25 protein-coding genes and 1 pseudogene are annotated in these 25,599 nt (G+C 65.5%); 12 read left to right on the forward strand and 14 right to left on the reverse strand.

The features are described 5' to 3' along the window. Position 1: 1 nt before the first annotated feature. The 6 genes and pseudogenes from ACXHGZ_RS04090 to metG form a co-directional block, all read right to left on the reverse strand. The gene (locus ACXHGZ_RS04090) at positions 2-526 is read right to left on the reverse strand and encodes an NADH:quinone oxidoreductase (RefSeq protein ID WP_480462523.1); all 525 of its coding nucleotides are present in this window, start codon (positions 524-526) and stop codon (positions 2-4) included. Beyond that, entirely contained in the window at positions 519-1,121 is a 603-nt protein-coding gene (locus ACXHGZ_RS04095; RefSeq protein ID WP_480462525.1) for an RnfABCDGE type electron transport complex subunit G, read from the reverse strand. Before ACXHGZ_RS04095 ends, ACXHGZ_RS04090 begins: the two co-directional genes overlap by 8 nt. Continuing rightward, on the reverse strand, positions 1,118-2,089 hold the full coding sequence (locus ACXHGZ_RS04100) for an RnfABCDGE type electron transport complex subunit D (protein ID WP_480462526.1): 972 nt from the start codon (positions 2,087-2,089) through the stop codon (positions 1,118-1,120). The genes ACXHGZ_RS04095 and ACXHGZ_RS04100 overlap by 4 nt, the downstream gene beginning before the upstream one ends. Next, a pseudogene (locus ACXHGZ_RS04105) lies at positions 2,079-2,921 on the reverse strand (RnfABCDGE type electron transport complex subunit B); the annotation flags it as partial. The gene ACXHGZ_RS04100 and the pseudogene ACXHGZ_RS04105, both read right to left, overlap by 11 nt. Further along, a complete protein-coding gene (locus ACXHGZ_RS04110; RefSeq protein WP_480462528.1) occupies positions 2,918-3,460 on the reverse strand; it encodes an Rnf-Nqr domain containing protein in 543 nt (180 codons plus the stop codon). The gene ACXHGZ_RS04110 and the pseudogene ACXHGZ_RS04105, both read right to left, overlap by 4 nt. Before the next feature lie 90 nt (positions 3,461-3,550). Beyond that, positions 3,551-5,590 (reverse strand): methionine--tRNA ligase, encoded by a 2,040-nt coding sequence (metG, locus tag ACXHGZ_RS04115; protein ID WP_480462530.1) that lies wholly within the window; start codon positions 5,588-5,590, stop codon positions 3,551-3,553. A 158-nt stretch (positions 5,591-5,748) separates the two neighbouring features. On the opposite strand from metG, the gene apbC reads away from it, so the two are divergent. Continuing rightward, positions 5,749-6,843, forward strand: a complete 1,095-nt coding sequence (apbC, locus tag ACXHGZ_RS04120) for an iron-sulfur cluster carrier protein ApbC (RefSeq protein WP_084856048.1) — start codon at positions 5,749-5,751, stop codon at positions 6,841-6,843. A gap of 486 nt (positions 6,844-7,329) precedes the next feature. On the opposite strand, the gene ACXHGZ_RS04125 is transcribed toward apbC, so the two are convergent. Then, positions 7,330-7,539, reverse strand: coding sequence for a cold-shock protein (locus ACXHGZ_RS04125; protein ID WP_003254922.1), 210 nt, complete (start codon positions 7,537-7,539; stop codon positions 7,330-7,332). 329 nt (positions 7,540-7,868) lie between these two features. Between ACXHGZ_RS04125 and dcd the strand changes: the two genes are divergently transcribed. After that, on the forward strand, positions 7,869-8,435 hold the full coding sequence (gene dcd, locus ACXHGZ_RS04130) for a dCTP deaminase (RefSeq protein WP_043213075.1): 567 nt from the start codon (positions 7,869-7,871) through the stop codon (positions 8,433-8,435). A 97-nt stretch (positions 8,436-8,532) separates the two neighbouring features. Continuing rightward, a complete protein-coding gene (locus ACXHGZ_RS04135; protein WP_084856050.1) occupies positions 8,533-8,763 on the forward strand; it encodes a hypothetical protein in 231 nt (76 codons plus the stop codon). 13 nt (positions 8,764-8,776) lie between these two features. Here ACXHGZ_RS04135 and ACXHGZ_RS04140 read toward each other — a convergent pair whose 3' ends face one another. The 6 genes from ACXHGZ_RS04140 to ACXHGZ_RS04165 all read right to left on the reverse strand — a co-directional run bounded on the left by ACXHGZ_RS04140 (position 8,777) and on the right by ACXHGZ_RS04165 (position 14,538). Beyond that, positions 8,777-9,892, reverse strand: a complete 1,116-nt coding sequence (locus ACXHGZ_RS04140) for a succinylglutamate desuccinylase/aspartoacylase family protein (RefSeq protein ID WP_480462531.1) — start codon at positions 9,890-9,892, stop codon at positions 8,777-8,779. 162 nt (positions 9,893-10,054) lie between these two features. Continuing rightward, positions 10,055-12,496 (reverse strand): penicillin acylase family protein, encoded by a 2,442-nt coding sequence (locus tag ACXHGZ_RS04145; RefSeq protein ID WP_480462533.1) that lies wholly within the window; start codon positions 12,494-12,496, stop codon positions 10,055-10,057. A gap of 379 nt (positions 12,497-12,875) precedes the next feature. Then, positions 12,876-13,076, reverse strand: a complete 201-nt coding sequence (locus ACXHGZ_RS04150; RefSeq protein WP_023379046.1) for an SEC-C metal-binding domain-containing protein — start codon at positions 13,074-13,076, stop codon at positions 12,876-12,878. 7 nt (positions 13,077-13,083) lie between these two features. After that, positions 13,084-13,560: an LEA/WHy family protein gene (locus ACXHGZ_RS04155; RefSeq protein ID WP_480462535.1), complete on the reverse strand. Its 477-nt coding sequence runs from the start codon at positions 13,558-13,560 to the stop codon at positions 13,084-13,086. 2 nt (positions 13,561-13,562) lie between these two features. Beyond that, a complete protein-coding gene (locus ACXHGZ_RS04160; RefSeq protein WP_480462537.1) occupies positions 13,563-14,039 on the reverse strand; it encodes a YchJ family protein in 477 nt (158 codons plus the stop codon). A gap of 4 nt (positions 14,040-14,043) precedes the next feature. Then, the gene (locus ACXHGZ_RS04165) at positions 14,044-14,538 is read right to left on the reverse strand and encodes a DUF6231 family protein (RefSeq protein WP_368829686.1); all 495 of its coding nucleotides are present in this window, start codon (positions 14,536-14,538) and stop codon (positions 14,044-14,046) included. 147 nt (positions 14,539-14,685) lie between these two features. Between ACXHGZ_RS04165 and ACXHGZ_RS04170 the strand changes: the two genes are divergently transcribed. From ACXHGZ_RS04170 to ACXHGZ_RS04185, 4 genes are all read left to right on the forward strand, one after another. Next, positions 14,686-15,378: a PA1041 family peptidoglycan-binding anchor lipoprotein gene (locus ACXHGZ_RS04170; protein WP_224458178.1), complete on the forward strand. Its 693-nt coding sequence runs from the start codon at positions 14,686-14,688 to the stop codon at positions 15,376-15,378. 86 nt (positions 15,379-15,464) lie between these two features. Next, complete coding sequence (locus ACXHGZ_RS04175) at positions 15,465-16,181, forward strand: PA1041 family peptidoglycan-binding anchor lipoprotein (RefSeq protein WP_480462538.1); 717 nt, start codon at positions 15,465-15,467, stop codon at positions 16,179-16,181. 93 nt (positions 16,182-16,274) lie between these two features. After that, positions 16,275-16,550 carry a DUF1145 domain-containing protein gene (locus ACXHGZ_RS04180; RefSeq protein WP_084856067.1) on the forward strand — a complete coding sequence of 92 codons (276 nt, stop codon included), beginning with the start codon at positions 16,275-16,277 and terminating at the stop codon, positions 16,548-16,550. Beyond that, positions 16,543-17,301 carry a collagen-like protein gene (locus ACXHGZ_RS04185; RefSeq protein WP_480462539.1) on the forward strand — a complete coding sequence of 253 codons (759 nt, stop codon included), beginning with the start codon at positions 16,543-16,545 and terminating at the stop codon, positions 17,299-17,301. The genes ACXHGZ_RS04180 and ACXHGZ_RS04185 overlap by 8 nt, the downstream gene beginning before the upstream one ends. A 169-nt stretch (positions 17,302-17,470) precedes the next feature. Here ACXHGZ_RS04185 and ACXHGZ_RS04190 read toward each other — a convergent pair whose 3' ends face one another. Further along, entirely contained in the window at positions 17,471-17,935 is a 465-nt protein-coding gene (locus tag ACXHGZ_RS04190) for a CopD family protein (RefSeq protein ID WP_480462541.1), read from the reverse strand. Between the two features lie 98 nt (positions 17,936-18,033). On the opposite strand from ACXHGZ_RS04190, the gene dinG reads away from it, so the two are divergent. The 5 genes from dinG (at position 18,034) to pdxH (ending at position 25,526) form a co-directional block, all read left to right on the forward strand. Continuing rightward, positions 18,034-20,178: an ATP-dependent DNA helicase DinG gene (dinG, locus tag ACXHGZ_RS04195; RefSeq protein ID WP_324813312.1), complete on the forward strand. Its 2,145-nt coding sequence runs from the start codon at positions 18,034-18,036 to the stop codon at positions 20,176-20,178. Positions 20,179-20,257: 79 nt separating this feature from the next. After that, on the forward strand, positions 20,258-22,498 hold the full coding sequence (locus ACXHGZ_RS04200) for a beta-galactosidase (RefSeq protein WP_480462542.1): 2,241 nt from the start codon (positions 20,258-20,260) through the stop codon (positions 22,496-22,498). Positions 22,499-22,657: 159 nt separating this feature from the next. Then, positions 22,658-23,803: a serine hydrolase domain-containing protein gene (locus tag ACXHGZ_RS04205; RefSeq protein ID WP_480462544.1), complete on the forward strand. Its 1,146-nt coding sequence runs from the start codon at positions 22,658-22,660 to the stop codon at positions 23,801-23,803. Positions 23,804-23,902: 99 nt separating this feature from the next. Beyond that, positions 23,903-24,859 carry an OmpA family protein gene (locus tag ACXHGZ_RS04210; RefSeq protein WP_480462545.1) on the forward strand — a complete coding sequence of 319 codons (957 nt, stop codon included), beginning with the start codon at positions 23,903-23,905 and terminating at the stop codon, positions 24,857-24,859. Between the two features lie 19 nt (positions 24,860-24,878). Continuing rightward, positions 24,879-25,526: a pyridoxamine 5'-phosphate oxidase gene (pdxH, locus tag ACXHGZ_RS04215; protein WP_480462547.1), complete on the forward strand. Its 648-nt coding sequence runs from the start codon at positions 24,879-24,881 to the stop codon at positions 25,524-25,526. The last annotated feature ends 73 nt before the right edge of the window (positions 25,527-25,599 follow it).

The raw sequence follows: 25,599 nt of genomic DNA on the forward strand, positions 1-25,599 counted from the left end.
CTCAAAGGCTTCCTTGACGACGTGAGGGGGCTGGCCCCGGACGCAAGCGATTGTACAGGGCCAGCAAGCCGCCGAGCAGCATCAATCCACCCGGTGCCAGGCTTGCCAGATGCACGCCGGGCCCGGTTGCCAGCCATTGGCGGCAGGCGCCGAGCAGTATGCAAAGTATCAGCAGGCCGCCCAGCAAAAGGCCCAGGCGCCGCCAGCCAAGCCCGTCCGGCCACAACTGGTCCGCCATCAGGCATTGTATGCAGAGCAGGGCTGGATAGTGGCCAAGTGAATGGGCCAGCGGTAGGGCCCAGGTCTGCAGGCCCAGTTGCAGGCTGCTGGCAAGCGCTGCGAGCAGCAACAGGCTGGCCAGCAAACGCCAGGGCCCAGCGAGCCAGCGGCGCAGGGGTATCAGCAACGCCTGGTGCAGGCTCAGGAGCAGCACGCTACACAACCCGATGGCAGTGGCCTGTGCCAAGGTCGACGTCGCACCAGTCAAGGCAAATACGCTGATGCCGGGTAGCCAGAACCTATTCATCGGTATGTGCCTCCAGCAGGGTGGCGCGGTGAGCATCGAAATAGCGCAAGGCATCCTGCAGGGCGTCGATCACCGCGCGGGAGGTGACCGTGGCACCGGCCAGTTGGTCATAGTCGCCGTGGTCGCGCTTGATGGCCCAGGCGCCTTCCTGGGTGCGGCCTGTGAACTGGTCCAGCCAATGGATGCGTGGATCGACCAACTGGTCCCCGAGGCCTGGGCTTTCCTGTTGTTCAAGGACGTGGATGCCGACCAGGCGTCCGGCTGGGTCTATGGCGATCGTCAAGGTGATCGGCCCCGCATACCCCTGTGTCTGGCTGTGCAGCAGCACAGCGCTCGGCTTGCCGTCCAGGGTCGCCCTGTAGCCAGCCAGCAAGCGGCTGTGGGGCAGGTGTGTGTCGCCCAAGGCCACGGGGACTTGCAGGGGTTGGTTGTCGAAGCTACCCACAGGCAGTGCCTGCAACCAGCGCAGGTTATGCAACCGTCGCTCGGCCTCCAGGCGGGTTGGCGCTGTCCAATGTCGCCAGGCCAGGGTACTGCCCAGCGAAAAGATGCCGATCAGCACCAGCAGTACGGCACTGCGCGCCGAAGGGTTCATGGGCTGGCCTGTGAATGGCGTGCGGCCTGGCGCTCCAGGGCCGGTACGGCGAGGTTCATCAGGAGGATGGCGAACGCCGTGCCGTCGGGATAGCTGCCCCAAGTGCGGATCAGATAGATCAGCAGGCCCGTGCTGAAGCCGAACACCAGGCGCGCCAAGGCGCTGCGGGGCCCGGATACCGGTTCGGTGGCGATGAAGAACGCCGCCAGCATGCTCGAGCCGGAGAACAGGTGCAGCAGCGGTGAGCCATTGGAATCGGAGCCCGAGCCGTTCCAGCACAGCAGGCTGAACAGGAATATACCGGCCAGCAGGCCTGCGGGAGCATGCCAGGCGATGACCTTGCGTTGCCAGAGGAACAGCCCGCCGACCAGGAATGCGAGGTTCACCCATTCGCTGCCGCGTCCACCGATCGTGCCAAAGCCTGGGTGTTGGGCGAACAGTTCCTCGAGGGTGAGGCTGCGATTGTGGCGTAGCCCGTCCAGCGCCGTCGGAGTGGCCCAGGCATCGACGTGCGCCGGCGCGCCGAACAGATGCTGCACCACCTCCATAAAACCTGCCGGCTGGCCTGGCCATTGGTTCATCTGCAGGGGAAAACTCAGCAGGACGAAGGCATAGCCGACCATCGCCGGGTTGAACAGGTTGCGCCCGACACCGCCGAAGGCTTGCTTGCCAATACCGATCGCCACGCTCGTGGCGATGACCGGCAACCACCACGGTGCCAGGCTGGGCAGGGCTGCGGCCAACAGCACGGCGCTGACCAGCGCGCTGCCATCTGCCAATGCAGGCAGCGGCGATTGGCCGCGCAGGGCCAGCAGCGCGGCTTCGCAGCCCAAGGCGGTGCCGGCACAGAGCAGCAAGTTGAACAACACGCCCCAGCCATACAGCCAGCACAGGGCCAGCAAGCCGGGCGCACAGGCCAGCAGCACCAGGCCCATGGCCCTGCGCAGCCGCGGGTCAGGCGCTGGCATGGCCCGGCCCGGCCTGCAGGGCATCGAGGTGTCGTTGAGCCTGCTCGGCCGCCTTCTCCAGGGTGCGCAGCTGGTCGAGCTGGGCTTCGCTCGGCGAGCTGCCGAACGCACTGCGGGCCTTGCTCAGCTGGGCGCGGCTCATGGCGGCGGCGATCTTCGCCTGCTTCAAGGTGGCGTCACTGCTGGCGGCTTTTTGCGCCTTGACCCGTTCGATGGCAGCTTTGATCGGATCCGGCGCGGCGTCGCCATCACCTACCGTAGGGGCGGCCGGCCGTGGGTTGCGCGCCAATCGCTCGGCCTGGCGACGTGCTTCATCGCGTTGCAGCCGGGCGTTGCGTTGGTCATGACGCCATCGCGCGTGGTCGCGGCGCTGGGTGCGCGCAGCCTGCTGGTGTGGCGTCTGGGCCAGCCCGCCAACGATCGGGATGATGTTGTCTGGCAGAGGCAGCAGGTCGATGCAGTCGACCGGGCAGGGTGCCAGGCACAGGTCGCAGCCTGTGCATTCATTGGCGATGACCGTATGCATCAGCTTCGCGGCACCGACGATGGCGTCCACTGGGCAGGCCTGGATGCATTTGGTGCAGCCGATGCATTCGGCCTCGCGGATATAGGCCACCTGGGGCGGTGCGCTGCCTCGACCCGGGTCTAGGTCGATGACCGGGGTATCGAGCAGGTGAGCCAGGGCGGCAATGGTTTCTGCGCCGCCCGGTGGGCATTTGTTGATCGCTTCGCCAGCGGCCAGTCCTTCGGCATAGGGCCGGCAACCGGCGTGGCCGCATTTGCCGCACTGGGTTTGTGGAAGCAGGGCGTCGATGCGTTGAATCAGACTCATTGTGTGAATAATCCGTTGAAGCCGGAGAACGCCATGACCATCACGCCTGCGCCGATCAGTTCGATGGGCAGGCCGCGCAGGGCGATGGGCATGTCGTCGTGATCCGTGCGTTGGCGCAGGTCATCGAACAGGACCAGGGCAAGCCAGAACCCCAGCCCCCCGGCCAGGCCCCAGCCGAGTGACGGGAGCCATTGGCCAAGCGTGCCCAGTTGCAATAGCAAGCCTAGCACCAGGGTGTTGCCCAGCAGCAGGGACGGCAGGTTGTCCACCCGCCAAGCGGGCCGCAACTGCCCGAGCAGTTTAGGCAGGCCTAAGGCTTGCAATGCCAGCAAGGGCAACAACAGGAACAACTGCAGGTCCTGCCATTGCAGGATCAATATCAGGTCCTGCAGCAGTTGCCCAACGATCAGGCCCAGCATCACCGCCAGGGCGCTGCAGGCACCCACTACGTGAAGCTGCGGGCGGGAAAGCGGCGACCGCTGCAGGATCAGGTGGTTGACCAGCGCAGCGCTGACCAGTACCAGGACGTAGTCGCTCATGGGAAGGCCGATGGCTGGGAGGTGCCGACAGTATGGCACGCGCCCGCAGATGGAAATGCCCCGGCCGAAGGCCGGGGCAAGACGCGCTGCTTATTTGATGCGCTGACCTGGCTTGGCGCCGCTGTCGGGGCTCAGCAGGTAGATTTCTTCACCGCCAGGGCCGGCCGCCATGACCATGCCTTCGGACACGCCGAAGCGCATCTTCCGTGGCTTGAGATTGGCCACCATCATGGTCAGGCGGCCTTCGAGCTTGGCGGGGTCGGGGTAGGCCGACTTGATGCCGGAGAACACATTGCGGCGTTCGTCACCGATGTCCAGGGTCAGGCGCAGCAGCTTATCGGCGCCCTCGACCGCCTCGGCCTTGACGATGAGTGCCACGCGCAGGTCGACCGCGGCAAAGGTGTCGAACTCCACTTCCGGCGACAGCGGGTCCTTGGCCAGTTCACCGTTGCCGGTGGGAGCTGCGGCTTCGGCGACGGCAAGGTCTTCCTTGCTGGCGGCGACCATGGCGTCGATCTTGGCCGGCTCGATACGGCTCATCAGGGCCTTGAACGGGTTGAGCGTGTGGTTTTCCAGGCGCGACAGGTGGTCGTTCCAGGTCAGCGGCGCGACATTGAGGAAGGCCTCGGCGTCGGCCGCCAGGACCGGCAGTACCGGCTTGAGGAAGATCACCAGTTGGCGGAACAGGTTGATGCCCTGGGCGCAGATGGCCTGGACCTCGTCCTGCTTGCCTTCCTGCTTGGCCAGCGACCACGGCGCCTTGTCGGCGATCCAGGCGTTGGCCCGGTCGGCCAGGGCCATGATTTCACGCATGGCACGGGCGAAGTCACGGTTTTCGTAGGCTTCGGCGATGGACGGGGCGGCGGCCAGGAAGGCTTCGCTCAGCTCGGGGGCGGCATCGCCGGCGACCAGAACGCCTGCATTGCCCTTGTGGATGAACCCTGCGCAGCGGCTGGCGATGTTGACCACCTTGCCGACCAGGTCGGAGTTGACCTTCTGCACGAAGTCGTCGAGGTTCAGGTCCAGGTCATCGACGCCACGGCCCAGCTTGGAGGCGTAGTAATAGCGCAGGTATTCCGGCTGCAGATGGTCCAGGTAAGTGCGCGCCTTGATGAAGGTGCCGCGCGACTTAGACATCTTGGCGCCGTTGACCGTCAGGTAGCCGTGCACGTTGATGGCGGTCGGCTTGCGGAAGCCTGCGCCTTCGAGCATGGCCGGCCAGAACAGGGCGTGGAAGTTGACGATGTCCTTGCCGATGAAGTGGTACAGCTCGGCCTTGGAGTCTTCTTTCCAGAACGCGTCGAAGTCCAGCTCCGGGCGGCGTGCACACAGGTTCTTGAAGCTGGCCATGTAGCCGATCGGCGCGTCCAGCCAGACGTAGAAGTACTTGCCCGGCTCGCCCGGGATCTCGAAGCCGAAGTACGGCGCGTCGCGGGAGATGTCCCACTCCTGCAGGCCCGAGTCCAGCCACTCGGCCAGCTTGTTGGCGACGGCGTCCTGCAGGGTGCCGCTGCGGGTCCACTGCTGCAGCATCGCCTGGAAGTCAGGCAGCTTGAAGAAGAAGTGCTGGGAGTCGCGCAGCTCCGGCGTGGCACCGGAAATGGCCGACTTGGGGTTCTTCAGCTCGGTGGGCGCGTAGGTGGCACCGCATTTCTCGCAGTTGTCGCCGTACTGGTCTTCGGCCGCGCACTTGGGGCAGGTGCCCTTGATGAAGCGGTCGGCCAGGAACATGCCCTTCTCGGGGTCGTAGTACTGGGTGACCGAACGGGTGGCGATGTGCCCTGCTTCACGCAGGCGGGTGTAGATCAGGCTCGACAGCTCGCGGTTCTCTTCGCAGTGGGTCGAGTGGAAGTTGTCGAAATCGACCAGGAAATCGGCGAAGTCGCTGCTGTGCTCGGCCTGGACGTTGGCGATCAATTGCTCGGGGGTGATGCCTTCCTTCTCGGCACGCAGCATGATGGCCGAGCCGTGGGCGTCGTCGGCGCAGACATAGATGCACTGATTGCCGCGCAGCTTCTGGAAGCGAACCCACATGTCCGTCTGGATGTACTCGAGCATATGGCCAAGGTGGATGGAACCATTGGCATAGGGCAGGGCGCTGGTGACGAGAATCTGGCGTGGCTCGGACATGGTGGCTTGGCTACTTGATCTGGCAACGGGATGGAAAATGAAGAAGATCGGCCACTATAAAGGGCTGGCGAATATATTTCACCCCAAGGACGCATCTGCTGACGATTGACGGTTAGCATAGGCGCCTGTTCCATACTCGTTTGCCATTGGGAGTGTCCATGAGTGCCGTCACACATGCCGCCGTCGAAGGCGTGCTTCGCCAGTACACCGACCCCTACCTGAACCAGGACCCGGTCAGCGCCGGTTGCGTGCGCGCCATCGACATCCAGGGCGGGCAGGTCAACGTACGCTTGCAGCTGGGCTATGCCGCCGGTTTGTTCAAGAACGGTTGGGCGCAGGTGCTGGGCACCGCCATCGAAAACCTCGACGGCGTGAGCGCGGCCACGGTTTCGATCGATTGCGTGGTTGGCACCCACAAGGGCCAGGCCCAGGTACCGGCCATGGCCAACGTCAAGAACATCATCGCCGTGGCCTCGGGCAAGGGCGGGGTCGGCAAGTCGACCACCGCCGCCAACCTGGCCTTGGCCCTGGCCCGCGAGGGTGCCCGGGTGGGCATCCTCGATGCCGATATCTACGGCCCGAGCCAAGGCGTGATGTTCGGCATCGCCGAGGGGACCCGGCCGCAGGTGCGCGAGCAGAAGTGGTTCGTGCCGATCAAGGCCCACGGCGTGGAAGTCATGTCCATGGCGTTTCTCACCGATGACAACACGCCGATGGTCTGGCGCGGCCCGATGGTCTCCGGGGCGTTGCTGCAACTGGTGACCCAGACCGCCTGGGATGACCTCGACTACCTGGTGATCGACATGCCACCCGGCACCGGCGACATCCAGCTGACCCTGGCGCAAAAGGTGCCCGTCGCCGGTTCGGTGATCGTCACCACCCCTCAGGACCTGGCGCTACTGGATGCGAAGAAGGGCGTGGAGATGTTCCGCAAGGTCAACATCCCGGTGTTGGGCGTGGTCGAGAACATGGCCGTGCACATTTGCTCGAACTGCGGCCATGCCGAACACCTGTTCGGCGAAGGGGGTGGCCAGAAGCTCGCGGCCCAGTATGGTGTCGAACTGCTGGCCTCCCTGCCGCTGTCGATGTTGATTCGCGAGCAGGCCGATAACGGCAAGCCTACGGCTATCGCCGAGCCGGAAAGCCAGATCGCCATGATCTACCAGGAACTGGCCCGCCAGGTGGGGGCGCGGATCGTGCTGCAGGAAGCGGCGGCGCCGGCGATGCCGAACATCACCATCAGCGAGGACTGACCCGCAAGGGCGAGTCGTCTGCTTCGCAGGTAAACCCCACACAGGGATTTCGCGAGTTTTGAGAGCGGCGCAATCTCGGTGGGAGATCACCCAGCCCTTCGGGCTGCGCTGTCGTGCAGAGAACAAGCGGCCAATGCAGCCCCTGTGGGAGCGGCGGTGCGGCGGTCCGACTTGTCCCGCGATCAAGGGCGACGGTGATATCGGGCCCGGCCTAATCGCGGGACAAGCCCGCTCCCACAGGGTGCCGCAAATCAAAGGGTCATGCGTTGTTCTATGAGAGCTGGCGATAGCCTGCGATGGGCTGCAAAGCAGCCCCAAGCCTTCAAACGCTGGAGCCCTCCAGACTTAAGGGGCCGCTTTGCGGCCCATCGCAGGCTGTCGCCAGCTCCCACGAAGCAAGCGGAGCCAGCACCGATTCATCAATCGGCCAGGCATAAAAAAACCCGCCAGAGGCGGGTTTTTTTGAAAGCGAGGAAGCAAATCGACTTAGGCGATTTGAACTTCTTCAGCCTGCATGCCTTTCTGGCCGCGGGTAGCGACGAAAGTAACAGCCTGGCCTTCTTTCAGGGTTTTGAAGCCGTCAGCCTGGATGGCTTTGAAGTGTACGAACAGGTCGTCACCCGACTGAGGGGTGATGAAGCCGTAGCCCTTCTCATCGTTGAACCACTTGACAACACCGGATTGGCGATTGGACATGTTTCTGTCTCCTTGGACAAAGTAGATTTCGGCACAGGAAACGCCCTGGCCGGGACTGAGCGCAAAGAGAGCAGAAAATTCAGCGATGGGCCGATAGGAATCGTGCATCAAACTAGAGATTCTCGGTGTCACGTGCAGCACAGTGGCGCCACCTTAACCCACTTTCCCCGACCTGCCAATGGTCAATGACGGCTTTGTCGAAATTCGGATCGACGGCGGCTACAGCTCCCGTCCGGCGCGGGATTGCAGGATGGAACTTTGCCGCGGGCGCCGGGACCGGTAAGATGCGCGTCTCGTTTTTCACCTTGCACTCTCAGGACACTCCCGCCATGAGCATCAAATCGGACAAGTGGATTCGCCGCATGGCGCAGGAACACGGCATGATCGAACCGTTCGTCGAGCGCCAGGTGCGCGGCGGCGAAGACAGCCGGGTCATTTCCTTCGGCGTCTCCAGCTACGGCTACGACGTGCGCTGCGCCGACGAATTCAAGGTGTTCACCAACATCAATTCGGCCACCGTCGACCCGAAGAACTTCGACGCCGGCAGCTTCGTCGACGTCAAGAGCGACGTATGCATCATCCCGCCGAACTCCTTCGCCCTGGCCCGCACCGTCGAATACTTCCGCATCCCGCGCAACGTATTGACCATCTGCCTGGGCAAGAGCACCTATGCCCGCTGCGGCATCATCGTCAACGTCACCCCACTGGAACCGGAGTGGGAAGGCCATGTGACCCTGGAGTTCTCCAATACCACCACCCTGCCGGCCAAGATCTACGCCAACGAAGGCGTGGCGCAGATGCTCTTCCTCGAGTCCGATGAAGAATGCGAAGTGTCCTATAAGGATCGTGGCGGCAAGTACCAGGGCCAGCGCGGCGTCACCCTGCCACGCACCTGAGGTGACGAGCGCGGGGAATTCCTCGCGCGCCAGGCACTCCAACGGTTAGAACGGTCCGGTGCGCATGGCGCGTGCCGGCTATCGCCAGGAGCAGCCAATGAAACTCCATCCCGCTATCAGCGCGAAGCTGGCCGTCCTCCAGCCCAACCAGATCGGGTTGCTGGCATGGTCCCTGCTGGCGCATCCGCCCACGCCGGTGCAGGCCGGTGGCGTGCCCCACCAGCCCGACCCTGATACCCCGCAACCACCCGAACCAGGCGAATCGCCACCCATGGAGCCGGGCGAACCCACCTTGCCGGACGAACCGCCTCCCTCGCCGGTGGCTTGAGCCCCACGCCGTCTCAGTTGGCCAGCAGGTAGCCGCTGCGGCAGACCTGCTCGCCCGCCACATGCGCAATGACCATGCCTGCCGTGGCCATGCGTCTTACGCTGCGCGCATAGAGCAAGCCTGCCTGGGCATTGTGCACGGCAGTCACCCGGTCGCTGAGCGGGTCGATGACTTCGGCGATCAACTGGCCGGCTTCCAGGTATTGCCCGGGTTTGGCGTGGAATACCAGCAAACCGCCCAACGGTGCCATCACCGGTTCGACGGCAGCCAGTGGTGTTGCCGGGTAGGCCAGGGGCGGCAATGCCTTGGCCTGGCCCTCGATGACCCCAGCATGGGTCAGGAAATCCAGGATGCCCTGGCAATCCTTGGCTGCCAGGTCGTGGCAGACATCGGCCTGGCCGCGCAGCTCTACCGTCACCGAGAAACTGCCCTGGGGGATCGGGAAGTGCTTGCCGAAGCGCTGCTGCAACTGCCACCACACCAGGCTGAAGCACTCGTCGAACGACTGGCCACCTGAATCGGTGGCCAGCAGGCTGGCCTGGACGCCTAGGTAGCGGGCCAGTGGCTCGACCTGGGGCCAGGCTTCAGGTGTGGTGTACAGGTGTTCCACCGCCTCGAAGTCGCAGTGCAGGTCGAGCACGATGTCGGCATCGCAGGCCAGGCGCTGCAAGGTCAGGCGCTGGGATTGCAACGGGGTGCGCGCCGGGTGGGCGTCCAGCCCGCGGCGCAGGTATTCGCGGATCAACGCCCGGTTGTGGTCCGGGTCCTGGGTCAGGTGGCCTTCGATCTGGTCACCGATGCTGTCCGACAGGTCGACGAAGTTGCGGTTGAAGTTTTCCCCGCTTTGCAATTCGAAACGCCCCAGGGGCGCATCCAGCAGCACCTGCTCCAGGCCCACCGGGTTGGCCACGGGCACCAGGATCACCTCCTGGTTCAGCCGGCCTTGCTGTTCCAGCTCGACCAGGCGGCGCTTGAGGTGCCAGGCCACCAGCATGCCGGGCAGTTCGTCGGCGTGCAGCGAGGCCTGGATGTAGACCTTGCCGCCACCGCGCGGGCCGAAATGGAAACTGTGGAGCTGGCGGGCGATGCCCGGCACGGGAGACAGCAGGTCGTGGGTCGAATGATGCATGGTGGTCCTGGCTGAGTGGCGAAAACGGTCTGCGATAACAGTCGGCACAAAGATAGAAGCATAACTTCGACGGTTGCGCAGCCTCCTTGGCGGGAAGTTCGAAACAACTGCGGGCAGCCCATGTGGGCCATCCGCAGGTCTTGCGAGCGGGGGAGGCGGGCCTCAGCGACCAGGCACCAGGGTGAGGCGTTGGCTGCCATAGGCGCCGGAGAAGTTCTGCTGTTGCAGGGGCAGGCTCATGAAGCGGCCCTTGAACCAGGCGTCCAGGCCATCGCTGAAGTGGCGGCTGGCCGGGTTGCCGGACTGGCCGTTGCTGGTCAGCACCTGCAGCGGTTCGGCCTGGCCGAAGTCGACGATCATGCGTGCCGAGGCCGGCAGGCTGGTGTCGAAGCTGCTGCCCCAGGCATAGGGCGTCAGGGCCAGGGTGCTGAAGTCGCCGCCTGCAGCCATGGGCCCCCGGCTGATGGCATCGCCCAGCCCATGGTAGGCCGGTGCCGGCCAGCGGTACTGGTGCAACCGGCCCCATTGCCAGGCGCGACGGTCAGGCCCCAGTTGCGTGTTGCCGGCTTCCATCGCTGCCGCCAGGCTGCGGGCGAGGATGGTGGGCTTGTCTTCTGTTTGCGCCGTGCTGCGATCATCCCAGAACGGGCTGTCTTCGCGCCCGAGCAGATGGTCGGCCTGGGCTGAGTAGGACAGGCGCGCATTGCCGACGAACGCCTGCCAGGCCGGGCTGGATTCCGGGCCGAGTTCGTCGAGGAAGGTCTGGCGCGCTACGGCCTGGAGGAACAGTTGGTACAGCGCGGCATCGGCTGAGACCGGGCTCAGGCGGCCATCGAATGCCTTGAGCGTCGCCAAGGCCTCGCGAGCCTGGGTACGCTGGGCGGCGGGCAGCGCATCGATGGCCTGGGCCAGGGACTGGGCCATGCCCGGCGCGTCGAACATCTGCTTGAGTTTGTCCGCCAGTAGGGTGACTTGGTCATTCTGCAAGGCCATCAGGCTGCGGCTGTCATGACGACCGTTGCCCGCCAGCTGGGCCAGGCGCTCGGCGCGCTCGGGGTAGTACCAGGTGTTGGACAACTGCATGCCGTAGCCACGGGGTAGGCTGCGCTGGTTGGCGTGGCCTATCCAGCCGGCGGTAGGGTCCTGGTCGTAAGGGTGGAGCATCGGGTCGGCAAAGCCGTCCCAGTCGTAGCGCCCGTCCCAGCCTGGCGAGGGCAGCAGGCCTTGGCCTTCACGGCGGTTGGGGTAGCGGCCGCTGACCTGCCAGCCGATGTGCTGGGGTTCGGCGAAAACGAAGTTCAGCGCTGCGGCACCGACTTCGCGGGTGGTGTCGAAGGCGCGCTCCACCGACGGCGCACGGGTCAGGTTGAACAAGGCATCCAGGCTGGCGTCACCCTTGAGCTGCGGCAGGTTCAGGGCAAGGCCCAGGCCGGTGTTGGCCGGCTGGCTGAGCAGGGTGCCGTGGCGAGTGTCGTACATCACTTCGCGCTGCGGGCGCTGGCCACGTATGAAGAAGGTCTCGCTGCGAGCCCGCGCCGGCTGCCATTTGCCATCGGCCAGGTAGCTCATCTGGTTGCCTTGGCGGCGCAGTTGTTCCAGGTACAGGTCCTGGTTGTCGGCCATGACCGCGCTGCTGCTCCAGGCCAGTTTGCCGTTGTAGCCGGCCAGTACGATAGGCAGGCCTGGCAGCGACAGGCCGGCGACCTGGTACTTGCTGGTATGGATCTGCACGGGGGCCAGGGCCCAGTTGGCGCGGCTGTCGCTGGCCAACAGGCTCTTGCCGCTGCGACTGCGCTGTGGGCCCAGGGCCAGGTTGGCCGAGCCCGGGGTGCCGAGCAGGCCCAGGTCGGCGAGTTTCTGGCTTGCACTGGCCAGGGCATCCAGGCCCGGCAGCTGGCTCGCCAGGTTCAGGCCCTTGAGTTTGTCCAGCTCGGCTTCGGCCAGCGGTTCGTCCGGCGCGCCTGGCAGCAGCCAGGCCAGCTTGTCGGTGCCGACCTTTTGCGCCAGGGCCAGGGCGGCGAGCTCTTCCTGGAGGTTCACCGATTGGCTGAAGGCATAGAGGCTGAACACCAATGCCGAGTCCTCGGGCTTCCAGTACTCCGGGCGGTAGCCGCTGCGGGCGAGCTGTGCCGGCAGCCGGTCGCGATAGCGGAACAGGTAGGCATTGACCCCGCGGGCGTATACCTCGAAGAAGCGCTTCAGGCGCGGCGAGGCATCGGCATACAGCTGCCCGGCGCTTTGCTTGAGGTTGGCGGCGCGCATCAAACGGTCGATGTCCAGCGCCTCGGGGCCTGCCAGCTCGGCCAGGCGGCCCTGTGCGAGCAAGCGCATGGCGACCATCTGTTCGATGCGGTCACCGGCATGGATATAGCCCAGGCTGAACAGCGCGTCATGGAAGCTGCTGCTTTCGATCAGTGGCGCGCCCATGGCGTTGCGGCGCACCGAGACGTTCTGCGCCAGGCCCTTGAGCGGTTGCACGCCGGTGGTCGGAGGGACGCTGTCCTGGTAGCCGCCCGTCTGGCAGCCGGCAAGGCCGAGCATGCCGAACAACGCGGCGGCAGTACCGAACCGAGGGCGGAAGGGAGGAAGGACGGCGGCGGCCATGACGAGGCTCCTGCTAGGCGTGGCGGGGGTTCAAAGGCGCTAAGGTAGCATGGCGGTGGGGGGGCTGGCTCGAGGGTTTCGAAGGGCACGGATCGCGCGCCGCCCGCGCGGCGCATCGCGAGCTGCGCTCGCTCCTACGTTTGTTTCGGGCCAGTCCATCCTGTGCGATTTTCGCGCGGACGCCTTGGTGTACGGCGCGATATCGTGTCATACCAACCAGGCGGTCGCGCGCATCTGTCACAGGCGTTACTGGCCGTAAACGAACGTAGGAGCGAGCGCAGCTCGCGATGCGCCGCGCGGGCGGCGCGCGATCTCACTGACACCACATGCCTCAAGGCCTGCACTGCCAGTCAGCATTCAATCTCAAGCGCTCAACACATCAGGCCCCGTGGCACTTCTTGAATTTCTTCTGGCTGCCGCATGGGCAAGGGTCGTTGCGGCCGACGTCCTTCAGGGCGTTGCGCACCGGCTCCTGGTGGCCGTGGTTGCAGTGCGGGCCGTGCACATGGCCGTGGTCGTGGTCATGGTGGTCGTGACCGTGGTTGCAGTCGGGGCCATGGACATGGGGTTGCTGGGTCATTGCGGGGTTACTCCGGTTGAAGATCGCCGGGGATTATCTCACCACTGTGCGACAAGTGCAGGTCCCGGTGGACGATCAGCCCGGTGTTCAGTTCACCCTGCAGGCGGTAATGCAGGGGTTGTTCGCTCTTGAGCAGCTTGGCCAGCGGCTTGAGGTGCTGCCACAGGTTGGTCCGCGCGGTGATCTTGAAGGTGCGCGTGGCATGGCCGCCGACACTGCGCCAGAGGCTGGCCTCGTCCTGGGCCAGCAGCAGTTCGTTGAGTTTCACCGAGTAGGCCAGGTTGCGAATGAACAGGCGGCTGTCGTTGGGGTTGTCCACCCGCAGGTGGAGCACGAACTCCTGCTGGTGCAGGCGGGCCTTGACGGTCTCGACCTTGACCAGCTGAATCTGCGGTTGGCGCCAGCTGTCGCCGCCCCAGCCGGCACAGCCCGCCAGCAGTGCCAATGAAAGGGTGAGCAGGAGCAGGCGGGCCGAGGGGATCATGGTCAGCTACCGATGTAACTGGCGCAGCATTTCTTGAATTTCTGCCCGCTGGCGCAGGGGCAGGGGTCGTTGCGGCCGGCCTTCAGGCCTACGGTCGGGTCGATGAAGTACCAACGGCCGTCGTGCTGGACGAAGGCGGAGCGTTCATGGTGCTGGTGGTCGCCTTGCTGGTCGTGCCAACGGGCGGTGAAGCTGACGAAGGCATGCTCGGGCTGGCCGCCGAGCACCTCGGCGTGCTCCACCTCCAGGCCCAGCCAGGTACTCTGGGCGCTCCACGCTGCAATGGCCTCGCGATCCAGGCCCGCCTGCTGAGCGGGCAGGGTGGTTGCCACCAGGTAGTCCACCAGGCCAAGCACATAGGCGCTGTAGCGCGAGCGCATCAGCGTCTGGGCGTCGGGGGCCGGCGTGCCGGCATGATAATGCCCACAGCACGCGTCAAGCAGGTTGCCGCTGCCGCAGGGGCAGACCGAGACACTCATTGCATCACCACCAATACTTGCCGAAGTTTTCAGGGTTGGCCCAGAACTTGGCGTTGAGCCAGTCCGGGACCTGCTTGTAGTCATGTAGATCATAGGTGAACAGGCTCAGCACTTGGTCGTCGCGGCGGAATTTCTCGCTGGCTGACAGCGCCAGGGCGAAGAAGTCGGTGTCGTGCCAGCCGCAGGCCTGCAGGTCCGCCAGCACGGCGACCCGGCTGGCATTGAGGTTGCGGATGCCGCCGAGCAGCTCCAGGCCGGTGCGCTTGGGCAGGTGTTCGAGGCAGTCCACCAGGACCGCGAGGTCGAAACGCTGGGCGGCGGCCTGGGGCGGCAGCGGACCTGGCGCGGCCGTTTCGATGTGCACCTCGGGGTGGGCCTGGGCAAATGCCTCCAGGGCCGGAAAACGCGTGCCCACCAGCAACAGGCGCTGGGGCGTGAAGCGCTCGAGCAGGGCGGCGAGGGCCTGCTGCGGGGTGCGCTGGGAGAAACCGTCGGTCATTGCCAATCCTCGTTCAGGTGAGCCCTAGACTAGCGGGCCCGGGGCGGTCGGCAAAGAGGCATGGCTTATTGCTGGCAGAGAGGGAATGCGCGGTCTTTACTCCGAAGGATCGGTCTTATGCCGATTCCCCCTAGGAGAAGCAACAAGATGAGCATAGTACGCACAGCGATACCCCTGGTCCTGCTCACCAGTGTGTTGACTGGATGTGCAGGTTTGCAAAAAACCGACTGGCCGAAGTGTGCTGCCGTCGGGGGTGTGGGCGGCGCTGCCCTGGGCGCCATCGAGAGCTCCAGCTGGGCTGGGTGGGGCGCGTTGCTGGGTGGTGGCCTGGCGGCGGGCTACTGCTGGGCCCATGGCGATGGCGACGAGGATGGCGACGGCGTGCCGGACAGCCGCGACAAGTGCCCGGGTACCCCACCCGGGGTGCAGGTCGACGCCAATGGCTGTCCGCCAGAGCCGGCCCCGGTGGTCGAGGAAGTGGTGGTGCAGAAGGAAGAAGTCATCGTTATCCGTGACGTGCACTTCGAATTCGACTCCGCACGTCTGACCGCAGCCGACAAGGAGCGCCTGAACACCATCGCCACGCGCCTGAAACAGGAAGCGCCGAGCGCCCGCCTGAGCGTGACCGGGCATACCGACAGCGTCGGCTCCGACAGCTACAACCAGAAACTGTCCGAGCGCCGTGCCCACTCGGTGACCGACTACCTGGTCGAAAGCGGCGTACCGCGCAGCAGCTTCGTCTCGGTGGTAGGTGCTGGCGAAACCCAGCCGGTAGCCGACAATGCGACCGCCGATGGCCGTGCCATGAACCGTCGTACCGAGATCAAGATCCAGCGCTGACGGCCTGCGCCCATGCCTTGAGCAGTGGCATGGGCGCGTCCCAATTCGAGTGACCGGCCGCGGCCGGTGACACAGGAGCATTCATCATGGGTGTCATGTCGAAAGCGGCATTGCCGCTGCTGGTGGCCACGAGCTTGCTGGGCGGGTGTGCCACCCACAGCGATGGCAGCGCGCCCCTCAATCAACGAACCTGGCCGCTGTGCAGCCTGCTGGGCGGGTTGGTCGGCGGTGGCCTGGGCGCCATCGAGAGTTCCGCCTGGGCGGCTGGAGCCGGCGCTGCCGGTGCGATCGCCGGTGGCTTGATCTGCTATGCCCAGGACGGCGACGAGGATGGCGATGGTGTGTTCGACCGCCGCGACCGCTGCCCGGACACGCCGGCCGATACCCGGGTCGACCATATGGGTTGCCCATTGCCGCAGTACCCGCCCGCCAAGGCCGAGGCACCAGCGCCGGCGCCTGAGGTGATCACCCTCGACGACCAGGGGCAGGTCCTGTTCGCCTTCGACTCCGCCGAGCTGACCGCTGGCGCCCAGCAGCGTCTGCAAAGCCTGTTGCCCAAGCTCAACGACCCGTCGGTGATCAGCGTCAAGGTCATCGGCCACACCGACAGCGTCGGCTCGGACAGCTACAACCAGGCGCTGTCCGAACGCCGTGCCAGCAGCGTTGCCGAATACCTAATCAGCCAGGGCCTGGCCCCAGCCAAGGTGACCAGCCAAGGGCGTGGGGAGGCGGAGCCTGTGGCCGACAACGACACCGACGAAGGCCAGGCACGCAACCGGCGGGTGGAGCTGCACCTGAACTGACACCTCTGGCGCCTATCCTGGCATGGGTTTACTGTTGGCCAGCGGCCTGCCCGAACGGGCCGCAGCCATAACAACAAGACAGGGGGCGGGGGCATGAAATTCATCCTGGGCCTGGGCAAGGCCCTGACGGTGGTGTTCTGGTGGGTGGTGCTGGTGAATCTGTTCATGCCCCAGCCACTGCCGTTCAATTTGCTGATCAATGCTGCGGGCATCGTCCTGCTGGGGCTGCATTGCCTGGAGGTGTTGTTTTTCAACGGCAGCCTGCGCGGGCGCAGCCATCGCTGGTTCGATCGCTTGCAGATCCTGCTGACCGGCATTTTCCATGTGATGTCCATTCCCAAGCCCCTGGAGGCGCCCCGCCATGCGTAAGTTGATGCTTTGGCTGGCGCTGGCCAGCCCCCTGGCCCAGGCCCAGAGCCTGGAGGTTGCCGCCCACTCGGTGCTGCGCCTGCCGAACAAGACGGGCAGCGTGCACCTGGAACGGCTGCAGGTGGCGGACTCGGCGACCTTGTTGTTACCGGCGACACTGACCGAATTGAAAGTCGACCACCTGGTGCTGGGACGCGATGCGCGGATCGCCGTCACCCCCGCCGAGAAGCCCTTGCGGATCGAGGCCGGCGCCGCCGTGCTGGGGCAGGGAAGCGAAATCACTGCCACCGGAGCGCCGGGTACCTACGAACGGGCCGCCCGGCCGGGGCGTGACCTGGACCTGCGCCTGAACGGCCTGCAGGCCGAGCGGTTGTCCATCGACGCCCGAGGCGGGGCAGGGGCGCCGGGCTATGTCGGGCTCGATGGCGCCAATGGCAAGGCCGGTGGTTGCACCTGGGGCCAGGCGGGCCGTGGCGCGGATGGCGACGATGGGGGCGACGGGCACGACGGTGCCTCGGGCGGCCGGATCCGCCTGGCCGTGCCGGCGGGCTTCCCGCAGGCGCGTATCGAGGTTCGCCTGGAGGGTGGCGCGCCCGGTAAACCAGGGGCTGCCGGCAAGGCCGGGTTGGGCGGCAGCAGCAAAGGGTGCCTGGTCTACCGCACCGAGGCGGGGGCCGATGGTCGGCCTGGCGTCGCTGGGCAGCCAGGGTTGGCTGGGGCTGCCGGAGAGCTGATTCTGCAGCGGTTATAAGAAGGTGTTTGCCCTCAGGCCGCAATCGCGGGGCAAGCCCGCTCCTACAGGGGCTGCCCCAAGGTTTGGTGGGGGCAACTTCTCAGGGGGCGGCCAGCTCTGTGGGAGCGGGCTTGTCCCGCGATAGGGCCTGGGCAGTCACTCCGTCACCAGGATCTTGCCGATTCCCTCAAACCAGGACCCGCGAACTCGCCACCGCCACTACCAGAACCCCCACCAGCAGGTTGACCCCGACCATCCGTCGAATCCGCCCCAGCACCGACGCCCCCGCTGCCCAGTCCTGGGCCTGCACCGCCGCCCGCAGTTCCGGCAGCAAGAGCGCCTGGACCCGCATGAACAACGCAAACATGACGATCGCCCCGCCGATCATCACCTGGATATAGCGGGGCGCCGTCTCGAAGCCGTTGAACCGCATGTGCAACATCCCGATACCACTGATCGCCAGGACCGCCACTGCCAGCCAGACCCATCCGAAGAAGCGTCGGAAAACTTCCACCCACAGTTTCAGCCGTGCCGGCCCTTCCAGCGCTGCGACCGTTGCCGGGCGCAGCACCAGCCAGGCGAAGAACATGCCGCCGACCCAGACCAGGGCTGCCAGGACGTGCAGTGTGTAGGGCAGGGCAAAGGCAAGCATATGGTTCTCCATGGGGCATAAAGGTCGATAGCGGGGTATGATAGCCGGCCCATGCGAAACACTGAAAATTCATCCAGCCCTCCGGGCGCCTGCAGACCATGATCAGCAACGAACTCAAAGCCACCATCCAGGGCGCCTATTCGCGTTTTCTCGAAGCCAAGAGCCTCAAGCCCCGCTACGGCCAGCGCCTGATGATCGCCGAAGTGGCCAAGGTCCTCGGCGACATCGCCTGTGACGACGAAGGGCGCCGTGCCGGTGAGCCCGCCGTGGTCGCGGTGGAAGCCGGTACCGGTACCGGCAAGACGGTCGCCTACAGCCTGGCTGCCATCCCGGCCGCCAAGGCAGCCGGCAAGCGCCTGGTGATCGCTACCGCCACCGTCGCCCTGCAGGAGCAGATCGTCTTCAAGGACCTGCCCGACCTCATGCGCAGCAGCGGCCTGAACTTCAGCTTCGCCCTGGCCAAGGGCCGCGGACGCTACCTGTGCCTGTCCAAGCTCGACATCCTGCTGCAGGAAGGCCACGCCCAGTCGGCCACCGCCCAGCTCTTCGAGGAAGAGGGCTTTCGCATCGAAGTCGATGAAAAGAGCCAGAAGCTGTTCAACAGCATGATCGAAAAGCTCGCCGGCAACCGCTGGGACGGCGACCGTGACAGCTGGCCCGAGGCGCTGGAAGACCAGGACTGGGCTCGCCTGACCACTGACCACAGCCAATGCACCGGCCGGCATTGCCCGAACTTCCAGCAGTGCGTGTTCTACAAGGCCCGCGAGGGCATGGGCAAGGTCGACGTCATCGTCACCAACCACGACATGGTTCTGGCCGACCTGGCGCTGGGCGGTGGGGCTGTGTTGCCCGACCCGCGCGACACTATGTACGTCTTCGACGAAGGCCACCACTTGCCCGACAAGGCCATCGGCCATTTCGCCCATTATTCGCGCCTGCGCTCCACCGCCGACTGGCTGGAGCAGACGGCCAAGAACCTGACCAAGCTGCTGGCCCAGCACCCGTTGCCCGGCGACCTGGGCAAGCTGATCGAACAGGTGCCGGAGCTGGCGCGGGAGGTACGCACCCAGCAGCAGTTCATGTTCACCCTGTGCGAGCAGGTGGCGGACTTCCGCCCCGGCGAGGACATGGAGGGCCGCGAGCGCCCTCGCTACCGCTTCGAAGGTGGCGTGGTGCCGGAGCAGATCCGCGAGGTCGGCATCGAGTTGAAGAAAGGCTTCGCCCGTCTCAACGACCTGTTCACCCGTTTGGCCGATCTGCTCAAGGAGGGCATGGATGGCGAGGTCAACATCGGTATCGCCAGCCACCAGGCCGAAGAATGGTATCCGCTGTTCGGCAGCCTGGTGACCCGTGCCCAAGGCAACTGGGAACTGTGGACTGCCTTCACCGCCGAAGACCCGGAAGACAGCCCGCCCATGGCCCGCTGGCTCACCCTGGCCGAGAGCGGTGCGCTGTTCGATATCGAAGTCAATGCCAGCCCCATCCTGGCGGCCGAGATGCTCCGGCGCAGCCTGTGGAACGTGGCCCATGGCGCCCTGGTGACATCTGCGACCCTGACCGCACTGGGCAAGTTCGACCGGTTCCGCATGCGTTCGGGGCTGCCTCGCGACGCGGTCACCTGTGTAGTGCCCAGCCCCTTTGTTCATGGCGACGCCGGGCTGCTGCGGGTCCCTGACCTGGGGGCCGACCCACGGGATGTACCGGGCCACACCGCGGCGATCATCCGTGAACTGCCGAAGATGCTCGAGGAGGCCCGCGGTGCGTTGGTACTGTTCTCTTCGCGCAAGCAGATGCAGGACGTCTTCGACGGCCTGGACCGGGACTGGCGCAAGCTGGTGCTGATCCAGGGCAACCTGTCCAAGCAGGAAACCCTGAACAAGCACAAGGCGCGGGTGGACGATGGCCAGCACAGCGTGCTGTTCGGCCTGGCCAGCTTCGCCGAAGGGGTCGACCTCCCAGGCGCGTATTGCGAGCACGTGGTGATCGCCAAGATCCCCTTCGCCGTGCCGGACGACCCGGTCGAAGCAGCACTGGCCGAGTGGATCGAGGCCCGTGGTGGCAATCCGTTCATGGAGATCGCCGTGCCCGACGCCTCGCTTCGCCTGATCCAGGCCTGCGGCCGACTGCTGCGGACCGAGCAGGACCGTGGCGTCATCACTTTGCTTGACCGCCGCCTGGTCACCCAGCGCTACGGCAAGGCTATCCTCAATGCGCTGCCGCCGTTCCGGCGAGAGATTTCCTGACGGGCGGAGCACGAAGCTCCGGTCCCGTTGTCTATGACCTGTCGCGGGCCCCAGTGCCCTGAAGGAGAGCTGCAACCCTATGATCCGCCGTACCCTGCCTGCCGTGTTTGCCCTGTTGCTCAGCCCGCCCTTGCTGGCTGGGCAGCAGACGTTGTTCAGCTTCGTGCGCCCGGCCTCCGTGGTCAACGTGACCACCGTCGATGCCCGTATGCCGCAGTACAACGCCGAGCAGACCGCCGAGGGCGAGGTGCTGCGGCGTGTGGTGTTCGACCCCGTGCAACGGCCGACCCTGCGCCTGAGCCCGCAAAGTGGCGCCTGGGACTGGTCTGCTGGCCAAGCACTGACCTTGCGCCTGCAAAGCGCCATGGACTGGGCCTTGACGGTGGATGTCACGGTACAGAGCAGCGACGGGCGCACCCTGACCAGCCGGGTCGACCTGCCCGCGGGGCCTGCGCAGACGGTGATGGTGCCGCTGCAGGCGCGCGCGCCGTTGAGCCAGGGCATGCGTGCAGGGCCGCCCATGCCATGGGTATACGAAGGGCAGCGCCTGTTGCTGGCCAGCAGCGCCGGGGACATCGACCTCAAGCAGGTGGTTGCCGTCAGCCTGAGCATTCCCGACCCCAAGGTCGCCCAGAGCCTGCTCATCGAGAAGGTCGGCATCCAGGATGACGACCAGGCGTTCAAGGCCGCCTACGAAGGCTTGCTCGATGCCTATGGCCAGTCGACGCGAGGGCGCTGGCCGGAAAAAATCACCCGCGACGAACAGCTCAAGGCTGCCGACAGCCGTGAGCAACAACAGCTCAAGGGCTGGCTCGCCGAGCGTGGCAAATTCAAGCTGGATGCCTATGGCGGCCTGCTGGCCGGGCCTGCATTCGACGCCAAGGGCTTCTTCCGCACCGAGAAGCGCGACGGTCGCTGGTACCTGGTCACCCCGGATGGCCATCCTTTCTATTCGCTGGGTGTCAATGCCGTGGCCGCCGACGGTGGGCGAACCTATGTGCAAGGCCGCGAGGGCATGTTCAAGGCCTTACCGGGCGAGGGCGAGCCACTGGCTGCCTTCTACGGCCAGGGCAACAACGACGATGGCAATGCTTCGTCCCAGGGGCGCAACTTCAAGCAGGGCCGCTGGTTCGACTTCTATGCCGCGAACCTGCAGCGCACCTACGGCCAGCCGTGCCCGGCAAGCCCCCAGGGCCAGCCAGCGCCCGCCTGCCCGCCAGCGGCGCTGGATGCAGCCCGGTGGCAGGGGCACGCCCTGGACCGCCTGCAGGCGTGGGGTTTCAATACCCTGGGCAACTGGAGCGACCCGGCCCTGGGGCAGGCCCGGCGGGTGCCCTACACCTTGCCGCTGTCGATCGTCGGCGACTACACCAGCATCAGTACCGGCATGGATTGGTGGGGGCGCATGCCCGACCCGTTCGATCCGCGTTTCGCCATGGCCACCGAGCGCGCCGTGGCTATTGCCGCCCGTGATCACCGTGACGACCCTTGGCTGATCGGCTACTTCGCCGACAACGAACTGGCCTGGGCCGCGCCCGGTGATGACCCCAAGGCGCGCTACGGCCTGGCCTACGGCACCCTGCGCCTGACCACCGACGTACCTGCCAAACGCGCCTTCCTCAAGCAGTTGCGCGACAAGTACCGCAACCAGCAAGGGCTGTCCAAGGCCTGGGGGATCGACCTGCAGGCATGGGAACTGATGGAGGACCCAGGCTTCGAAGCGCCATTGCCCAGCCCCGAGCACCCTGAAATCGAGCGTGACTACCAGCATTTCCAGCAGGTATTCGCCCAGACCTACTTCAAGACCATTTCCGATGCCTTGAAATGGCACGCCCCCAACCACCTGCTGTTGGGTGGCCGTTACGCGGTCAGCACACCGGAGGCGGTCAAGGCCTGCGCCGAGTTCTGCGACGTGCTGAGCTTCAACTTCTATACCCTCAAGCCTGAAGATGGCTACGACTTCGCCCGCCTGGCCGAGCTGGACAAGCCGGTGCTGGTGTCGGAGTTCCAGTTCGGTTCCCGTGACCGTGGGCCGTTCTGGCCAGGGCCGCTGGAAGTCGCCCGCGAAGAGGACCGTGGGCCTGCCTACGGCAACTTCCTCAAAGCGGCCCTGGCCCAGCCGATGATCGTCGGGGCGCACTGGTTCCAGTACCTCGATCAGCCGGCCACCGGCCGCCTGCTGGACGGCGAGAACGGGCACCTTGGCCTGGTAGCCATCACCGATGTGCCCTATGCCGGGTTCGTGGAAGCGGTGCGCAAGAGCAACCTGCAGGCCATGGATCAGCTGCGCAAGGCACTGGAGCAGCCGGCGCAACGATGAACACGGCGCAGCCCCTTGTAGGAGGGGCTTGCCCTGCAATGAGGGCAGACACTGGTCTGCCATCAAGCACGACCATCCGGCCACATTCAGTTTGCAAATCGGCCAACTACTGGAACAATGCACGACTTTGTTGAGAAAAGTCGTACGGAGAGCGGTCGGGTGCAGATCCAGGGTCACTATGAGCTTAAGTTCGAGGCGGTGCGCGAGGCCTTCGCCGCGTTGTTCGAAGATGCCCAGGAACGGGGTGCGGCGTTGTGCATCCAGGTCGGCGGCGAAACCGTGGTCGACCTGTGGGCCGGTAGCGCCGACAAGGACGGACGGGAAGCCTGGCACAGCGACACCATTGCCAACCTATTCTCCTGCACCAAGACCTTCACCGCCGTGACGGCCTTGCAACTGGTAGGCGAGGGCAAGCTGGCCCTGGACGCCCCCGTGGCCCGCTACTGGCCTGAATTCGCCCAGGCCGGCAAAGAGGCCGTGACCCTGCGCCAACTGCTCAGCCACCGTGCCGGCCTGCCGGCTATCCGTGAGCTGCTGCCGGCCGAGGCGCTGTACGACTGGCAGACCATGGTCGATGCCCTCGCGGCCGAGGCGCCCTGGTGGGTGCCCGGTACCGAGCATGGCTATGCCGCGATCACCTACGGCTGGCTGATCGGCGAGCTGATCAGCCGCGTCGATGGGCGCGGCCCAGGCGAATCCATCGTGGCGCGTACCGCCCGGCCCCTGGGCCTGGACTTCCATGTGGGCCTGGCCGACGAAGAGTTCCACCGCGTGGCGCACATCGCCCGTGGCAAGGGCAACCCCGGCGACGCGGCCGCCCAGCGCCTGCTGCAGGTCACCCTGCGCGAGCCTGAGGCCTTGTCGACCCGGGCGTTCACCAACCCGCCGGCCATCCTCACCAGCACCAACAAGCCCGAGTGGCGACGCATGCAGCAACCGGCGGCCAATGGCCACGGCAATGCACGTAGCCTGGCGGGCTTCTATGCAGGCCTGCTCGACGGCAGCCTCTTGGAGTCGGAGCTGCTCGATGAGCTGACCCGTGAACACAGCCTCGGCCAGGACCGCACCCTGTTGACCCAGACCCGCTTCGGCCTGGGCTGCATGCTCGACCAGCCTGACGTGGCCAATGCCACCTTCGGCCTGGGGCCGCGTGCCTTCGGTCACCCGGGAGCCGGTGGTTCGGTCGGGTTCGCCGACCCGGAGCACGACGTGGCCTTCGGTTTCGTCACCAATACCCTTGGCCCCTACGTGTTGATGGACCCCCGGGCCCAGAAACTGGTGCGCGTCCTTGCCAGTTGCCTTTGATCGGGTAATGCGGGTATTGCCCGGACCCTTTGACTATCCTCAATGCCAACGCCTGGTGTGTGTGGGCAAAATCTCTTTCTAATTCATGGTGTATCGCTGATGTCTTCACATAAAACCTTAGCACTCGCCCTGTGCCTGGCCGCGACCGGTTGCGCCCAGCACTCGCAGAACGCGTCGAGCGACGCGGGCCTCAGCTGGTGGCCCTTCGGCTCGGACAAAGTCGCCGAGCAGGAAGTGAAGGAGGCCGTGACCGAGAAGGTGGCCAAGGCCGACGCCAAGTCCGAGAGCTCCAGCCGCTGGTGGTGGCCATTCGGCGGTGACGATAAGCAGGCCAAGGGCCCGGTGGTGCCGAAGATCGACCAGAAGGCCACCCAGGCTTGGCTGGACGAGTACGAGCCCAAGGTGCGCGAAGCGATCAAGGGCAGCAAGTTCGAGCTCGAACGCCGTGACAACGTGTTGGCGGTGACCATCCCGGTGGATGGTTCGTACAACCCGGACCGCCCGAACATGCTGTTGCCGATGACCCTGGGCCCGATCACCCGCGTGGCCAAGACCGTCGAAACAGACCCCAAGACCGCCGTGTTGGTGCTGGGCCATGCCGACACCAGCGGCGCCGCCGCTGCCAACCAGAAACTCAGCCTCGAGCGCGCCGCCTCGGTGTCGGCGATCTTCCGTCTCAGCGGCCTGCAGCGTGACCGCCTGACCCTCAAGGGCATGGGCTCGGTCATGCCTCGTGCTGCCAACGACAGCGCTGAAGGCCGCGCCCTGAACCGCCGCGTGGAAATGTTGCTGACCCCGCAGAACACCATGGTGGCGCTGCTGGCCAAGTACCAGCAGGCTGCGCCGGCCCCTGCACCGGCCTCGATGGTCGCAGTCCAGGACAAGGCACCAGCTGCCAAGCCAGCAGCGAAGGCCACCGCCAAGCCTGCGGCGAAAAAAACCACCGCCAAGGCCAAGGCGCCGGCCAAGACCACTGCGAAGAAGAAGGCCACGGCAAAACCGGCAGCCAAGAAGGCCACCACCGAGAAGAAAGTAGCTTCTGCCAAGACCAACTGACCGTTAAGGATACGCTGTCATGACCCAGTCCCTGGCCGATATGCGCCGCGACTACACCCGCGATGGCCTGACCGAAGACCAGGCCCCGGGAGAGCCGTTCGCCCTGTTCCACCAATGGTTCGGCGAGGCGGTGAAGACCGAGCAGGCGCCGGTGGAAGCCAATGCCATGACGCTTGCCACCGTCGATGGCGAAGGTCGCCCGCATTGCCGGGTGCTGCTGCTCAAGGGGCTCGACGAGCGTGGTTTCACCTTCTTCACCAACTACGACAGCGCCAAGGGCCAGCATTTGCTGGCCAACCCTTTTGCCGCCATGACGTTCTTCTGGCCGGCACTGGAGCGCCAGGTGCGGATCGAAGGGCGGGTGGAAAAGGTCACGGCCAAGGAGTCCGACGACTACTACCAGGTACGTCCGCTGGGCAGCCGCCTGGGGGCCTGGGCCTCGCCCCAGAGCCGGGTCATCGCCGGTCGTGAGGCGCTCGAAGGGCTGGTCAAGGCCACCGAAGCGCGTTTCTCCGATAGCCAACCCCATTGCCCCGCGCATTGGGGCGGGTACCGCTTGCTGCCTGAGCGCATCGAGTTCTGGCAAGGGCGCGCCAGCCGGCTGCACGACCGCCTGAACTACCGCAAGGTGGACGGCCAGTGGCTGCGTGAGCGCCTGGCGCCTTAAGCTTCGTAGGCTGTACCAACGCTGAATAAACACAGTTTTATAACGTATGTGTCGTGACAGTCGTCAACGCACG

It is taken from the genome of Pseudomonas shiyinii, from assembly GCF_056725765.1.

Coding starts and splice junctions, on each gene's coding strand:
- ACXHGZ_RS04155 (WP_480462535.1), bottom strand. CDS start 13,560: ATGATCCCCTCGGCCCGCCTGCTCCTGCTCACCCTTTCATTGGCACTG.
- ACXHGZ_RS04160 (WP_480462537.1), bottom strand. CDS start 14,039: ATGAGTGTCTCGGTCTGCCCCTGCGGCAGCGGCAACCTGCTTGACGCG.
- ACXHGZ_RS04185 (WP_480462539.1), top strand. CDS start 16,543: ATGCGTAAGTTGATGCTTTGGCTGGCGCTGGCCAGCCCCCTGGCCCAG.
- ACXHGZ_RS04140 (WP_480462531.1), bottom strand. CDS start 9,892: ATGCATCATTCGACCCACGACCTGCTGTCTCCCGTGCCGGGCATCGCC.
- dcd (WP_043213075.1), top strand. CDS start 7,869: ATGAGCATCAAATCGGACAAGTGGATTCGCCGCATGGCGCAGGAACAC.
- ACXHGZ_RS04165 (WP_368829686.1), bottom strand. CDS start 14,538: ATGACCGACGGTTTCTCCCAGCGCACCCCGCAGCAGGCCCTCGCCGCC.
- ACXHGZ_RS04180 (WP_084856067.1), top strand. CDS start 16,275: ATGAAATTCATCCTGGGCCTGGGCAAGGCCCTGACGGTGGTGTTCTGG.
- pdxH (WP_480462547.1), top strand. CDS start 24,879: ATGACCCAGTCCCTGGCCGATATGCGCCGCGACTACACCCGCGATGGC.
- ACXHGZ_RS04145 (WP_480462533.1), bottom strand. CDS start 12,496: ATGGCCGCCGCCGTCCTTCCTCCCTTCCGCCCTCGGTTCGGTACTGCC.
- ACXHGZ_RS04200 (WP_480462542.1), top strand. CDS start 20,258: ATGATCCGCCGTACCCTGCCTGCCGTGTTTGCCCTGTTGCTCAGCCCG.
- ACXHGZ_RS04090 (WP_480462523.1), bottom strand. CDS start 526: ATGAATAGGTTCTGGCTACCCGGCATCAGCGTATTTGCCTTGACTGGT.
- metG (WP_480462530.1), bottom strand. CDS start 5,590: ATGTCCGAGCCACGCCAGATTCTCGTCACCAGCGCCCTGCCCTATGCC.
- ACXHGZ_RS04135 (WP_084856050.1), top strand. CDS start 8,533: ATGAAACTCCATCCCGCTATCAGCGCGAAGCTGGCCGTCCTCCAGCCC.
- ACXHGZ_RS04110 (WP_480462528.1), bottom strand. CDS start 3,460: ATGAGCGACTACGTCCTGGTACTGGTCAGCGCTGCGCTGGTCAACCAC.
- ACXHGZ_RS04210 (WP_480462545.1), top strand. CDS start 23,903: ATGTCTTCACATAAAACCTTAGCACTCGCCCTGTGCCTGGCCGCGACC.
- ACXHGZ_RS04095 (WP_480462525.1), bottom strand. CDS start 1,121: ATGAACCCTTCGGCGCGCAGTGCCGTACTGCTGGTGCTGATCGGCATC.
- ACXHGZ_RS04190 (WP_480462541.1), bottom strand. CDS start 17,935: ATGCTTGCCTTTGCCCTGCCCTACACACTGCACGTCCTGGCAGCCCTG.
- ACXHGZ_RS04100 (WP_480462526.1), bottom strand. CDS start 2,089: ATGCCAGCGCCTGACCCGCGGCTGCGCAGGGCCATGGGCCTGGTGCTG.
- ACXHGZ_RS04175 (WP_480462538.1), top strand. CDS start 15,465: ATGGGTGTCATGTCGAAAGCGGCATTGCCGCTGCTGGTGGCCACGAGC.
- dinG (WP_324813312.1), top strand. CDS start 18,034: ATGATCAGCAACGAACTCAAAGCCACCATCCAGGGCGCCTATTCGCGT.
- apbC (WP_084856048.1), top strand. CDS start 5,749: ATGAGTGCCGTCACACATGCCGCCGTCGAAGGCGTGCTTCGCCAGTAC.
- ACXHGZ_RS04150 (WP_023379046.1), bottom strand. CDS start 13,076: ATGACCCAGCAACCCCATGTCCATGGCCCCGACTGCAACCACGGTCAC.
- ACXHGZ_RS04170 (WP_224458178.1), top strand. CDS start 14,686: ATGAGCATAGTACGCACAGCGATACCCCTGGTCCTGCTCACCAGTGTG.
- ACXHGZ_RS04125 (WP_003254922.1), bottom strand. CDS start 7,539: ATGTCCAATCGCCAATCCGGTGTTGTCAAGTGGTTCAACGATGAGAAG.